Here is a 12,924-nt window from a genome sequence, read left to right as displayed (position 1 = left end):
GAGGAACCTGTGAGCGACGGAGCCGAGCGAGGCGCGAGCGGGCGACCGAGCAACGAACGACTGCCCGAGCGTCGCCCCGGCGCGACCCCGGCGGTGGACGCACTGCCAGGCCTGGTCCGGCTGGCGGCCACGTCGTGGCTGCGGACCGCCGAGTGGGGCGTCGTCGCCGGCGTGAAGACCGGACGCCGGATGCTCAAGGCCGCCACGAACCCGCAGACCGCCGTCGAGGTGGCGCAAGGTTTCGCAGCCGCCTCGGGCGTGATCGCCGACCTGGCCAAGGCGGTCAGCAGCGGGATGCCGGTGCCCGAAGCGGTGATCCAGGTCAGTACGTCGCTGAGCAACTCCGAGCAGCGGGCCGAGGCGCAGGAGAAGCAGGTCGAGCTGCGCCAGCTCCGCCAGCAGCAGTCGCTGCGGGAGCAGGGCGAGGCGCTGCTGGCGCGCTCCCGCGACGTCTGGAACAACGAGCAGGGCCACCCGGCGTACGCGCGGATCCTCGACGAGATGGCGCCCGACGAGGGCCGCATCCTGCTGCTGCTCCTACGCGGCGGACCTCAGCCGAGTGTCGACGTACGCACGGGGGGCGCGGTAGGGCTGGTCAGCTCGACGCTGGTGGCGCCCGGGCTCAACATGATCGGGCCGCGGGCGGGCGTTCGCTACCTCGACCAGGTGCCGTCGTACCTCAACAACCTCTTCCGGCTCGGGCTGGTCTGGTTCTCGCGCGAGCAGCTGCGCGATCCGCTGGAGTACCAGGTGGTGGAGGCGCAGCCCGACGTGCTCGCGGCGATGCACTCGGTGCGCTCCGCGAAGGTGGTGCGCCGCAGCATCCACCTGACCCCGTTCGGGGAGGACTTCTGCAGGACCTGCCTGCTTCCCGAGGGCGCCGACGTCTCCGAACTGCCCGAACACCAGGCGCCACACGATCTGGACTGAGCCCCGAGGGCAGTCTCCTGCGGTGTCAGCGACGGGAGCCGGCCGTCATAGCGGGGAGTGCGAGGCGGAGCAAAAAAGCCAGGGTTGAGCGGAATGGACTCAACTTTCCTGATGTTGTGATGAGTGAGGCCCGTCGGGTCTCGACAAGCCGCCGTACGACGCGATGGTCTTGTCACACGATGGTGGTCCAGTGACGGGCCATCCGCACCAGGAGGGAAGCTGCGTTGAGCCAGTTCGGAGCCGACAAGTTCACCACCCGCAGCCGCGAGGCGATCGAGGCTGCCCAGCTCAGCGCCACGCGCAGTGGCAACACCCAGACCGAGCCGATCCACCTGCTGGTGGCCCTGCTCGACGATGCCGAAGGCACCGCCCGCAACCTCATCGGCAAGGCGGGGGTGGACCCGCTCACCGTGCTTGCCGCCGCGCAGGCCGCGCAGGCCGCGCTGCCCAGTGCTACCGGTGCCACCGTGCAGCAGCCGGGCGCCTCCCCCGCGTTGACCCGGGTGCTGGCCGCCGCCCTCGACCTCGCGTCGTCCATGAAGGACGACTACGTCGCCTCCGAGCACCTGCTGATCGGCCTGGCGGGAGTGGAGAGCAGCGCCAGCGCTGTGCTCCGCGACGCCGGCCTCACCGAGGAGGGGCTGCGGGACGGGCTCACCGCCGTACGCGGGAACCGACGGGTGACCAGTCAGGAGGCCGAGTCGACGTACGAGAGCCTGGAGAAGTACTCCGTCGACCTCACCAGGGCCGCCGAGGAGGGACGGCTCGACCCGGTGATCGGACGGGACGCCGAGATCCGCCGCGTCATCCAGGTGCTGAGCCGCCGCACCAAGAACAACCCGGTGCTGATCGGCGAGCCCGGCGTCGGCAAGACCGCCGTCGTCGAGGGGCTCGCCCAGCGCGTGGTCGCCGGCGATGTGCCCGACTCCCTCAAGGGACGCCGGGTGCTCAGCCTCGACCTGGCGGCGATGGTCGCGGGTGCGAAGTACCGTGGCGAGTTCGAGGAGCGCCTTAAGGCCGTCCTGGAGGAGATCAAGGACGCCGGCGGCCAAGTGGTCACCTTCATCGACGAGCTGCACACCGTCGTCGGAGCGGGCGCGGGTGGCGACAGCCAGATGGACGCCGGCAACATGCTCAAGCCGATGCTCGCCCGCGGTGAGCTGCACATGATCGGCGCTACGACGCTCGACGAGTACCGGGAGTCCATCGAGAAGGACCCGGCGCTGGAGCGGCGCTTCCAGCAGGTGTACGTCGGCGAGCCGAGTGTCGAGGACACCATCCAGATCCTGCGCGGCATCCAGGAGAAGTACGAGGCCCACCACGGCGTGCGGATCACCGACGCCGCGCTGGTGGCCGCCGCCAGCCTGAGCGACCGTTACATCACCGGCCGGCAGCTCCCCGACAAGGCGATCGACCTGATCGACGAGGCCGCCTCGCGGCTGCGGATGGAGCGGGAATCCTCCCCGGAGGAGATCGACGTGCTCCGCCGTGCGGTGGACCGCCTCAAGATGGAGGAGTTCGCCCTCGCCAAGGAGAGCGACGAGGCCAGCAAGGAGCGGCTGGAGCGGTTGCGCGCAGACCTCGCCGACCGTGAGGAGCGACTCCGCGCCCTGGAGGTGCGGTGGGAGCGCGAGAAGGCGTCGCTGGAGGGTGAGGGTGAGCTGCGCCGTCGCCTCGACGCGATCAAGGTGCAGGCCGACAAGCTGATGCGCGAGGGCAAGCTCGACGAGGCCAGCGCCATCCTCTACGGCCAGATCCCGGAGCTGGAGAAGGCACTCGCCGCCTCCGCCGAGGCCGAGGCAGCCGAGGTCGAGCCACTGGTCGGCGACGAGGTCGGTGCCCAGGAGATCGCCGACGTGGTCGAGGCCTGGACCGGGATCCCCACCGGCAAGATGCTGCAGGGCGAGACCGCCAAGCTGCTCGAGATGGAGCAGGTCATCGGCGAGCGCCTGATCGGACAGGAGGCCGCGGTCAATGCCGTGAGCGACGCGGTGCGCCGTTCACGTGCGGGGGTCGCCGACCCCAACCGGCCGACCGGCTCCTTCCTCTTCCTCGGGCCTACCGGCACCGGCAAGACCGAGCTGGCCAAGTCGCTGGCCGACTTCCTCTTCGACGACGAGCGCGCGATCGTGCGCATCGACATGAGCGAGTACTCCGAGAAGCACTCGGTCGCCCGCCTCGTCGGTGCCCCTCCCGGCTATGTCGGCTACGACGAGGGCGGTCAGCTCACCGAGGCCGTGCGCCGGCGCCCGTACTCGGTGGTGTTGCTGGACGAGGTCGAGAAGGCGCACCCGGAGGTCTTCGACATCCTGCTGCAGGTGCTCGACGACGGCCGGTTGACCGACGGCCAGGGCCGCACGGTCGACTTCCGCAACACGCTGCTGATCCTCACCAGCAACCTCGGCTCGACCTACCTGGTCGACCCGTCGCTGTCGCCCGAGGCCAAGCACGAGTCGGTGATGGGGGTCGTTCGCGGGCACTTCAAGCCGGAGTTCCTCAACAGGCTCGACGAGATCGTGCTCTTCGAGGCCCTCTCGAAGGAGGCGCTCACCCACATCGTCGACCTGCAGCTGGGTCTGCTGGAGAAGCGCCTGGCCGTACGCCGCATCACCATCTCGGTGACCGACGAGGCCAAGACCTGGCTCGCCGACCATGGCTACGACCCGGCGTACGGTGCCCGGCCGCTGCGGCGCTTGATCCAGACCGCGATCGGCGACCCCCTGGCCCGGCTGCTGATCGCGGGCGCCGTGACCGATGGCGGCGAGGTGCGGGTGACGTTGGGAGCCGACGGGCTCGAGCTCAACGCCTGAGCACGTCGCTCATCGAGGTGCGCCGAGGGCTGCTGACACCGGTTCCAGCCCTCGGCGCACCGAAAGCGCTCGGTACGGCTGCTCTCCGGCATGTGCCGAACCGGTGTCGGCGGAGCACCTTCGCCGTCACCGGTTCGCGGTCGTTTCGACGTGGCTGAGAGACTGGTCGGCATGAGTGAACGCACCGTGCCGCGTCCGCCCCAGGTCACGTTCTCGGGGTGGGCGATCCTCGTCGGCTCGGTCGTGGTGCTCATCTCGGTCTACGACACCGTCGCGCGACTGCGCTCGATCGACACCCGCGAGCAGATCGAGAAGTCGCTCTCGGAGCCGCCGCTGAGCGGCACCGGACTCGACCTGCAGCGGGTCATCGACCTGATGCACGGCGCCTCCCTGGTGGCGGGCGCGTGCGCCGCCGCCATGGCGATCCTCGGCGTCTTCGTGCTGCAGCGGCACCAGCAGGCGCGTGTGGTGATCAGCGTGCTCGCTGTCCCGCTCTTCGTGAGCGGCCTGCTGGTCGGTGGGTTCGCGGCCTCCTTGGTCGCGGTCTCCGTCGTGCTGCTCTGGACGCGCCCGGCGCGGGACTGGTTCGCCGGGCGCGCACCCCAGCCGCGGACGCGCGAGGCGGGGGAGTGGCCCGCGGCGGGTGGCAGCGGCGCTTGGCCGCAGCAGACGGGCCAGGCCCCGCAGGAGACGCAGGGTCACGAGCATCTGCCCGGGTCCGGGCAGGACGCCCTGCCGACGCCTCAGGCCGAGGTGCCGCCCGCGGGGCCGGAGGGCCCTCGCCCCTGGGCGGGGTACGGCGCTGCCAACCCGGCGCTCGCTCGTCGCGCCCCGCGCCGCCCAGGCGAGCTCGTCGCGGCTTGTGTGCTGGTGTGGGTGTTCGCCGGTTTCTCGTTGGCGAGCACCCTGACCGCGATGCTCGTGCTGCCGGCCGACGACACGATCCTGCGGGACCTCTACGAGTCCGACGAGCGGTTCTCTGACAGCGGAGTCGCCCTCTCCACGCTGCGCACCATGGTCGTGGTGATGAGCGTGCTGCTCTCTGCCTGGGCGCTGGCCGCCCTGGCGATGGCCGGGTTCGCCTTCGCCGGATTCGGCTGGGCGCGCTGGATCCTCTTCGCCTCGTGCGTCGCCACCGCGCTCTTCTCGCTGCTCCTGGCCGCCGGCGCTCCGATGATGCTCGTGCTCACCGGAGCTTCGGCGTACGCCGCGGTGCTGCTCACCCGGTCGCCGGTCACCGCCTGGTACTCCAACCGGCGCGATGCGCGGCGCTGACGGGCCTCCTCAGACCTCTGCGAAGACCGGGATGCCGTCGCTTCCCACGTGGTAGTGCTCCACGCCGTCGGTCACCCGGGCCGCGTCCGCGCCGAGTGCGACCATGATCTTGTTGACGCCGTTGCGCGCCACATCGAGCACGACCTCCAGCTGCTCCTCCGGGCTCAGGTGACGCCGTACGTCGGCGAGCAGGTCGTCGGAGAGGTGAGCGGGCGACCAGATCACCGCATCGGCAAGTGCCACGGCGGCGCGGTGACGCGGCTCGAGGTCGACCTGCGCCTGCGCGTCGTCGGCGAGTCCCGACAGGACGCTCTCGTCGGCGCCGGCCGCGATCGCGGTGGTGTCCCGCAGCGACTTGCAGAGCCGGCAGTTGTGTGCCGCCGCCCCGCGTAGCCTGACCACCTCGGTGGTCACCGCATCGAGAGCCTGGAGCTGGCCCATGGCGGGGATGAGCCGGGCGACCACGTCGGTGAGCAGGTCGCTCGGGGTGCGCCACGCGATCTCGTCGTAGTCACTGTCGGCGTCCTCGGGGAAGAGCCGAGTGAGCGCGTGGTCGACCCGCGGCAGCATGTCGGCGACCCAGAGCGCCGCCACCACGTTGCCGCTCTCGGCCCCGACTGCCTCGGTGAACCGGCCCCTCAGCTCGTCGTCGACGGAGGAGACGTCGACGCAGAACTGCTCAGCGAACTCGACCACGACCGGCGCGTACTCCGGCAGGGTGGGTATGCCCGGCGGCAGCGGCAAGCCGTCCAACCCGTTGGCGGCGGCGCAGGTGCTCCGGAGCAGGCCGACGAGCGCAGCGGTCTCGCCGGTGCCGGCCTGGGCGACCAGGGCCTGCCAAGGTCGCACGACGTCGGGAGCCCAGCGGGCCAGGACGGTGGTAGTGCCTCGTGACATGGCGGCACGGTAGTGCGTTCGCGCGCGGTCGGGAAGGTCCCGGTGTCACCGACCAGGAGTCGGGTGTCACCCGGAGCGCGATCCGGGCGGCGCCCGGAGGTCGGCGCGCGCCAGCCTCTCCAGGCCCTCTGTGGTGACCGCGGCGTCCTTGCAGAAAGCCCAACGGACCAGGTGTCGCCCGGCCTCCTGATCGTCATGGAAGCCCTGGGTCGGGATCGCCACGACCCCCGCCCGCTCGGGCAGGGCGAGGCAGAAGGCGCGGCCGTCGGGCCAGCCGAGCGCGCGAACGTCGGTCAGTGCGAAGTAGGTGCCCTCGGGGATGCGCACGTCGAGGTCAAGCGCAGCAAGCCCGGAGCAGAGCAGGTCGCGCCGCAGCTGCAGATCGGCGGCGAGCTCCTCGTACGCCCGCCACTCATGGTCGAGGGCATGTGCGATGGCGGGTTGCAGGGGGCTGCCGCTGGTGAAGGAGAGCCACTGCTTCGCCGCCAGGACCGCGCCGACCAAGTCGGCCGGCCCGGTTGCCCAGCCGACCTTCCACCCGGTGAACGAGAAGGACTTGCCGGCGCTGGAGAGAGTCACGGTGCGCTCGAACATTCCCGGGAGCGTGCACAACGGCACGTGGCGGTGGCCGTCGAAGACGAGATGCTCGTAGACCTCGTCCGTGACGACCACCAGGTCGTGTTCGATCGCGAGGTCGGCGATCGCCTGCAGCTCCTCGGGGCGGAGCACGGTTCCGGTCGGGTTGTGCGGGCTGTTGAGCAGGATCACCCGGGTTCGGTCGGTGACCGCGGCCTGCAACGCAGCCACGTCGAGACGGTAGTCCGGGGCGCGCAGGGTGACCGGGCGGCGTACCCCACCGGCGAAGGCGATCATTGCGAGGTAGGAGTCGTAGTAGGGCTCCAGCACCACCACCTCGTCGCCCGGGTCGACGAGGCCCAGGAGGGCAGCCGCGATGCCCTCGGTCGCGCCGGTGGTCACGACCACCTCGGTGTCGGGATCCAGATCGAGCCCGTAGTGCCGGTGCTGGTGGCGCGCGATCGCCTCCCGCAGCTCGCGCACCCCGATGCCCGGGGCGTACTGGTTGCGTCCGTTCCGCAGCGCGGAGACCGCGGCCTCGACGACGCTCGCCGGGCCGTCGGCGTCGGGAAAGCCTTGTCCGAGGTTGATCGCCCCGGTACGTACCGCGAGCGCGGACATCTCGGAGAAGATCGTGGGAGGGATGCCGTCCAGGCGTTGCGCGTGACCAGCCATGCTGTTGAGAGTATGGCCTCGTGGGTGGGAGACGACAGCGGCCTCGCCGGCCGTGGAGCTGGTGGCTGGGCCTCGGGCTGGTGGTGGCCGGACTCGGCGTGCTCGGCTGGTTCGGCTGGCAGTTCTGGGGGACCAACTGGGTCGCCAAGCGTGCTCACGCTCGCATCATCGAGCAGGTGGAGAAGGACTGGGCCGAGCACCCGGACGGACGTGACCCGGTGCGTGTTCCGGAAGGGGACGTGGAGGCGATCATCCGGATCCCCCGCTTCGGGGGTGAGTACGCCGTCCCGGTGCTTCGTGGCACCTCGGACGCGGTGCTGGCGCGAGGTTATGGCCACTTCACGGAGAGCGTGGGTGCGGGTGAGCGCGGCAACTACGCCCTCACCGCGCATCGGGTCACACACGGGGAGCCGCTCCGCGACCTGCCCTCGCTCCGTGCCGGCGACGAGGTGCTGGTCGAGACGCGCGAGGCGACGTACACCTATCGGCTGGTGACCGGGGGCGACGACCTGGAAGTGACCTTCCGCGACACGTGGGTGGTCGACACGTTGCCGACCAACCCGGATCCCGACGGCCCGCAACCGAGGCAGAAGAAGGGCCAGCGCCTGCTCACCTTGGCCACCTGCGCCGAGCTCTTCCACACCGACAACCGGCTCGTCGTCTTCGGCGAGCTCACGGACAAGCAACTCCGCTGACCCCGTCGAGACGCCAGCTTCAGCACGTTGAGACGCCACTTTCAGCACGTTGAGGCGCCAGCTTCAGCACGTTGAGGCGCCAGCTTCAGCGCGTTGAGGCGCCAGCTTCAGCGCGTTGAGGCGCCAGCTTCAGCGCGTTGAGGCGCCACTTTCAGCACGTTGAGGCGCCACTTTCAGCACGTCGAGACGCCAACTTCAGTGCGGCGAGTCATCGTGTCAGCCTGTTGAAACTGGCTTCTCGACGTGTTGAAAGTGGCTTCTCGACAGGGTCAGGCGGAGGGCTGACGGCGGTGGCGCCACCATTCGAAGGCCATCGGCAGCACCGAGATGGCCACGATCACCAGGAGCGCGGCCTCGATGTTGTGCTGCAGGAACTCGACGCCTCCGAGGAAGTAGCCGAGCAGGGTGATTCCGACGGCCCAGAGCAGGGCGCCGACGAAGGACCAGAGGAAGAAGTGGCGCCGGTCCATCTTGCCGACGCCTGCGACGAGGGTGATGAAGGTGCGGACGATCGGCACGAAGCGGCCCAGTACCAGCGCCTTCGCGCCGTGCTTCGCGAAGAACTCCTCGGTCTTCGTGAAGTACTCGGGTCTCAGGAAGCGTCCACGCCGTTCATAGATCTTCGGTCCGAGGAAGCGCCCGATCTCGTAGCCGGTGACGTTGCCGAGGAAGGCGGCGCCCGCGAGGAGCGCACAGGCGACACCGATGTTGACGTCGATCCCGGCCTCACCTGCTCCGGCCCGGTGGATGAAGAGCCCGACGCTGAAGAGCAGCGAGTCACCCGGCAGGATCGGGAAGAGCAGCCCGCACTCGATGAAGACGATGGCCACGCTCACCCAGAACATCTCCTGGCCGAACTGGTCCAGGAGCCACTCGGGGTCCATCCACTTCATGCCGAGCAGCATCGGGGCGAGAAGGTCCGCGGTCACGGGCGAAGCGTAGCCGGGACGTCCTGCGGGAGGGTTGTTCGGGCGACTGGGGGGCAGGACGTTGGGTGGGAGGTCCTGCGGGAGGGCTGCTCGGGCGACCGGGGGGCAGGACGTTGGGCGGGAGGTACGACGGAGCATCGCCCCGGGTAGCGTGACCCGCCGTGGAGGACGAGCGCGCGCCGTACGACCCGATGCCGCACGGACCGGCCGAGGTCGGAGTGGGTCCGTGGCCGGGCGGGGACGCCGACTGGCCGGAGGATCCGCGCTTGGACCCCGAGTTGCTTCGGCACGGCGACCGCCGCAACGTCGTCGACCGTTACCGCTACTGGTCGATGGAGGCGATCGTTGCCGACCTCGACACCCGTCGGCACGATTTCCACGTCGCCATCGAGAACTGGCAGCACGACTTCAACATCGGCACCATCGTGCGCACCGCCAACGCCTTCCTCGCCGCCGAGGTGCACATCGTCGGCAACCGCCGGTGGAACAAGCGTGGCGCGATGGTGACCGACCGCTACCAGCACGTGCGCCACCACGCCACGCCCGACGACCTGGCGGCCTACCTGCACGAGCGAGACGTGCGGCTGTTGGGCATCGACAACCTGCCGGGATCGGACCACCTGGAGACCATGGCGATGCCGCGCCGGGTCTGCTTCCTCTTCGGGCAGGAGGGGCCCGGCCTCTCCGAACGGGCCCGTGAGGTCGTCGACGGCACCTTCTCGATCGCCCAGTTCGGCTCCACCCGCTCGATCAACGCCTCCGCCGCCGGCGCGATCGCCATGCACTCCTGGATCCGCCAGTACGCCGACCTCTCGGGCGAGGAGGCCTGGCGCGGGTAGGCATGGCCTGGCGCCGGTAGGGTGAGTGGCGTCGTACCGGAGCACCTGATGGAGGACCGCCCCCATGCCCATCGCCACCCCCGAGATCTACGCCGAGATGCTCGACGCGGCCAAGGCGAAGTCGTTCGCCTACCCGGCGATCAACGTCTCGTCGTCGCAGACGCTCAATGCGGCGTTGAAGGGCTTCGCGGACGCCGGCTCCGACGGCATCATCCAGATCTCCACCGGGGGCGCGGAGTATCTCTCCGGGCCGAGCGTGAAGGACATGGTGACCGGCTCGGTCGCCTTCGCCGCCTATGCCGCCGAGGTCGCCAAGAACTACCCGGTCAACATCGCGCTGCACACCGACCACTGCCCGAAGGACAAGCTCGACGGCTTCGTGCGGCCGCTGCTGGCGATCTCCGCCGAGCGGGTCGCCCGCGGTGAGGCACCGCTCTTCCAGTCGCACATGTGGGACGGCTCCGCGGTGCCGCTGGAGGAGAACCTCCAGATCGCCGAGGAGCTCCTGGCCGCCTGCGCTGCGGCCAAGATCGTCCTCGAGATCGAGGTCGGCGTGGTCGGCGGCGAGGAGGACGGCGTCGTCGCCGAGATCGACGAGAAGCTCTACACGACCCCCGAGGACGCGCTGGCGACCGTGCGCGCGCTCGGTGTCGGCGAGCGCGGCCGCTACCTGACGGCGCTGACCTTCGGCAACGTCCACGGGGTCTACAAGCCGGGCAACGTGAAGCTCCGCCCCGAGATCCTCAAGCAGGCCCAGGAGGCCGTGGTCGCCGAGCTCGGCCTGGCAGCGGGCAGCTCGCCCTTCGACCTCGTCTTCCACGGCGGCTCGGGCTCGACCCCGGAGGAGATCGCCGCCGCCGTCGACTACGGCGTGGTGAAGATGAACGTCGACACCGACACCCAGTACGCCTTCACGCGGCCCGCCGCTGCGCACATGTTCGCCAACTACGATGGTGTGCTCAAGGTCGACGGCGAGGTGGGCAACAAGAAGGCCTACGACCCGCGCGCCTGGGGCAAGGCGGCCGAGGCGGGCATGGCCGCCCGCATCGTCGAGGCCTGCGAGAACCTCCGCTCCGCCGGCACCTCCCTGAAGGGCTGATCCACCGTGAACTTTCCCGACCTGATGGCCGGACCTCCGCCCACCCACCTTCCCGTCGACCCGGCCTCGGCCGAGCTGACCGCGGGTACGACGCCCGTCGACGTGGTCCGTACGCACCCGGCCTCGCCGGCCGCATGGGCGGCGCTCGCCCAGCAGGCGGTCGAGACCGGTGCCGACGACGTCACCCTCTATGCCTACGCCCGGGTCGGCTACCACCGCAGCCTCGACCTGCTGCGTCGCAACGGCTGGAAGGGGCACGGCCCCGTCCCGTGGGAGCACGAGCCCAACCGAGGCTTCCTCACCTGCCTCGCGCTGCTGACCAAGGCCGCGCGGGCGATCGGCGAGGTCGACGAGGCGGAGCGCTGCGCGACCTTCCTGCGGGACTCCAGCCCGACGGCGTACGACGTGCTCCTCGGCTGAGTGCCGACCAGACGGCGCCTGGTGGGGTGCTGTCGGCGAGAAGGGGCGTCACCGTCCCCGTGAGGCGACCACAACCCCGCGCTACGGCGTGAGGAGGCGGCGGACCCGCTCCGCGCCGAGCGCCACGATCAGCGTCGGGAGGCGGGGCCCCCGGTCGGCGTCGACGAGCAGGTTGTAGAGCAGCTTGAAGAAGACCTTCTGGTCGGCCTTGACCTCGTCGCTCGGCTTCTCCTCGACGGCGAAGCCGCGGGCCAGCTTGGGCACGCCGTAGACCAGGGTGGTCACCTCGTCCTGGTCGAGGTCGCCGTCGAAGTCGGCGAGGCCGTCGACCAGCAGCCGCAGCCAGCCGGACTCCTGCTCGTCGAGCGCAGCGAGCCGGTCAGCGTCGGGCGCCTCGCGCACCGTTGTGCGCTCCTCGGCGGGCACGAACTCGTGGGTCCACTGCATCGCCTTGGCCAGCCGCGGCTCGAGCTCGGATACCGATGCGTGCGGGAAGCCCACGTGCGAGATCACCTGGGAGATCAGGTCGGCGGAGCCTGCGGTCACGTCGGCGACGGAGGAGAGCGTGCGGAACGGCACCCGAACCGTCGGCGTGGGCAGTGTGGTGTCGGCAGTCGCGGCGGCGCGCTCCCAGGCGAGCACCGCGACGTCGCGCTTGGCAGGGTCGGCGGCCTTCTTGGTGAGGGCGTCCCACTCGTCGTACAGGCGCACGACCTCGGGACCGAAGTCGATGTCGAAGGTCTGCTTCGGGGCGCGGCGCACGTAGAGCCAGCGCAGGATCGCCGGCTCCAGGATGCGGAGCGCGTCGGCGGCCGTGGGCACGCCGCCGGCCGACGAGGACATCTTCTGCATGCCCGCGAACCCCACGAAGCCGTAGGCGACGAACGACGGAGCGGTGGCGCCGAAGATCTTCACGACGTCCTTGCCGACGGTGTACGACGACCCGGGGGTCGCGTGGTCGGCGCCGCCGGGCTCGAAGTCGACGCCCTCGAAGGCCCAGCGCATCGGCCAGTCGACCTTCCAGACCAGCTTGCCTTCGTCCTGGGTGGCGACGTTGGTGGTGTGGGACTCGCCGCAGGCCTGGCACCGGTAGGCGAGGTCGGTGGTCGCGTCGTCGTAGGAGAGCAGGGTGACGGTGTCGCGTCCGCAGCCGCGGCAGTAGGGCTTGTAGGGGAAGCGGCTCAGGTCTTCTGCCGGCTCGGCCTCCGCCGCCTCGTCGTCGCCCTTCTTGGTGCGGTAGCGGCTCAGCACGGTCTCGACCTGCGCCCGCTCGCGGATCGCCAGCAGGATCTGGTCGCGGTAGGTGCCGGCGCGGTACTTCTCGGTCTGGGAGACCTCGACCATCTCCACGCCCATCTCGGCGAGCGCCTCGCGCAGCGGCGCCTTGTAGTGCTCGGCCCACGAGGTGTGGCACTCCCACGGGTCCGGCACCGCGGAGAGTGGCCGGCCGATGTGGTCGGCCCACTCGGCAGGGACACCGGCGGGCACCTTGCGGAAGCGGTCGTAGTCGTCCCAGCTGTGCAGATGGCGTACGTCGACGCCGCGGCGGCGCAGTTCGTCGGCGACGAAGTGCACGGTCAGGAACTCGCGCAGGTTGCCGAGGTGGACCGGCCCGCTGGGGGAGGCCCCGGACGCACAGGTCACCGGCTTGCCCTCGCCGGCGTGACGGACCGCCTCGTCGGCGGCCCGGGTCACCCAGTCGGTGGGAACCTGCGAGGCGTTTCGGGCCATGGATCGATGCTCCTGAGCTCAGAGGTCACGCGGGCGCGTGACTGATCC

11 protein-coding genes are annotated in these 12,924 nt (G+C 70.4%); 7 read left to right on the top strand and 4 right to left on the bottom strand.

Translation table 11 applies throughout. The annotated features are described in order from the left end of the window. Window positions 1-9: 9 nt before the first annotated feature. The 3 genes from DNK54_RS10530 (at window position 10) to DNK54_RS10520 (ending at window position 5,015) form a co-directional block, all read left to right on the top strand. Window positions 10-930: an Abi-alpha family protein gene (locus DNK54_RS10530; protein ID WP_239460026.1), complete on the top strand. Its 921-nt coding sequence runs from the start codon at window positions 10-12 to the stop codon at window positions 928-930. 224 nt (window positions 931-1,154) lie between these two features. After that, complete coding sequence (gene clpB, locus DNK54_RS10525; RefSeq protein WP_110206900.1) at window positions 1,155-3,740, top strand: ATP-dependent chaperone ClpB; 2,586 nt, start codon at window positions 1,155-1,157, stop codon at window positions 3,738-3,740. A gap of 171 nt (window positions 3,741-3,911) precedes the next feature. Continuing rightward, entirely contained in the window at window positions 3,912-5,015 is a 1,104-nt protein-coding gene (locus tag DNK54_RS10520; RefSeq protein ID WP_110206899.1) for a hypothetical protein, read from the top strand. A gap of 9 nt (window positions 5,016-5,024) precedes the next feature. Here the strand turns inward: DNK54_RS10520 and DNK54_RS10515 are convergent, their stop codons facing one another. Further along, window positions 5,025-5,912, bottom strand: a complete 888-nt coding sequence (locus DNK54_RS10515) for a carboxymuconolactone decarboxylase family protein (protein ID WP_110206898.1) — start codon at window positions 5,910-5,912, stop codon at window positions 5,025-5,027. A 66-nt stretch (window positions 5,913-5,978) separates the two neighbouring features. Further along, complete coding sequence (locus tag DNK54_RS10510) at window positions 5,979-7,163, bottom strand: pyridoxal phosphate-dependent aminotransferase (RefSeq protein WP_110206897.1); 1,185 nt, start codon at window positions 7,161-7,163, stop codon at window positions 5,979-5,981. A gap of 20 nt (window positions 7,164-7,183) precedes the next feature. Between DNK54_RS10510 and DNK54_RS10505 the strand changes: the two genes are divergently transcribed. Continuing rightward, a complete protein-coding gene (locus tag DNK54_RS10505; RefSeq protein ID WP_110206896.1) occupies window positions 7,184-7,858 on the top strand; it encodes a class E sortase in 675 nt (224 codons plus the stop codon). Between the two features lie 269 nt (window positions 7,859-8,127). Here DNK54_RS10505 and DNK54_RS10500 read toward each other — a convergent pair whose 3' ends face one another. Beyond that, window positions 8,128-8,787, bottom strand: a complete 660-nt coding sequence (locus tag DNK54_RS10500) for a VTT domain-containing protein (protein WP_239460025.1) — start codon at window positions 8,785-8,787, stop codon at window positions 8,128-8,130. A 191-nt stretch (window positions 8,788-8,978) separates the two neighbouring features. Here DNK54_RS10500 and DNK54_RS10495 point away from each other — a divergent pair, with 191 nt between their 5' ends. From DNK54_RS10495 to DNK54_RS10485, 3 genes are all read left to right on the top strand, one after another. Beyond that, entirely contained in the window at window positions 8,979-9,626 is a 648-nt protein-coding gene (locus DNK54_RS10495) for a TrmH family RNA methyltransferase (RefSeq protein ID WP_110207062.1), read from the top strand. A gap of 64 nt (window positions 9,627-9,690) precedes the next feature. Next, window positions 9,691-10,725, top strand: a complete 1,035-nt coding sequence (fbaA, locus tag DNK54_RS10490) for a class II fructose-bisphosphate aldolase (protein WP_110206895.1) — start codon at window positions 9,691-9,693, stop codon at window positions 10,723-10,725. Window positions 10,726-10,731: 6 nt separating this feature from the next. Then, entirely contained in the window at window positions 10,732-11,145 is a 414-nt protein-coding gene (locus DNK54_RS10485) for a DUF3151 domain-containing protein (protein WP_239460024.1), read from the top strand. Between the two features lie 81 nt (window positions 11,146-11,226). On the opposite strand, the gene lysS is transcribed toward DNK54_RS10485, so the two are convergent. After that, a complete protein-coding gene (gene lysS / locus DNK54_RS10480; RefSeq protein ID WP_110206894.1) occupies window positions 11,227-12,876 on the bottom strand; it encodes a lysine--tRNA ligase in 1,650 nt (549 codons plus the stop codon). Window positions 12,877-12,924: the final 48 nt, after the last annotated feature.

Source organism: Nocardioides daejeonensis, assembly GCF_003194585.1.
Taxonomy (GTDB): domain Bacteria; phylum Actinomycetota; class Actinomycetes; order Propionibacteriales; family Nocardioidaceae; genus Nocardioides; species Nocardioides daejeonensis.
The sequence above is the reverse complement of the archived record's forward strand: the minus strand, read 5'-3'. Positions and strand labels throughout refer to the sequence as shown.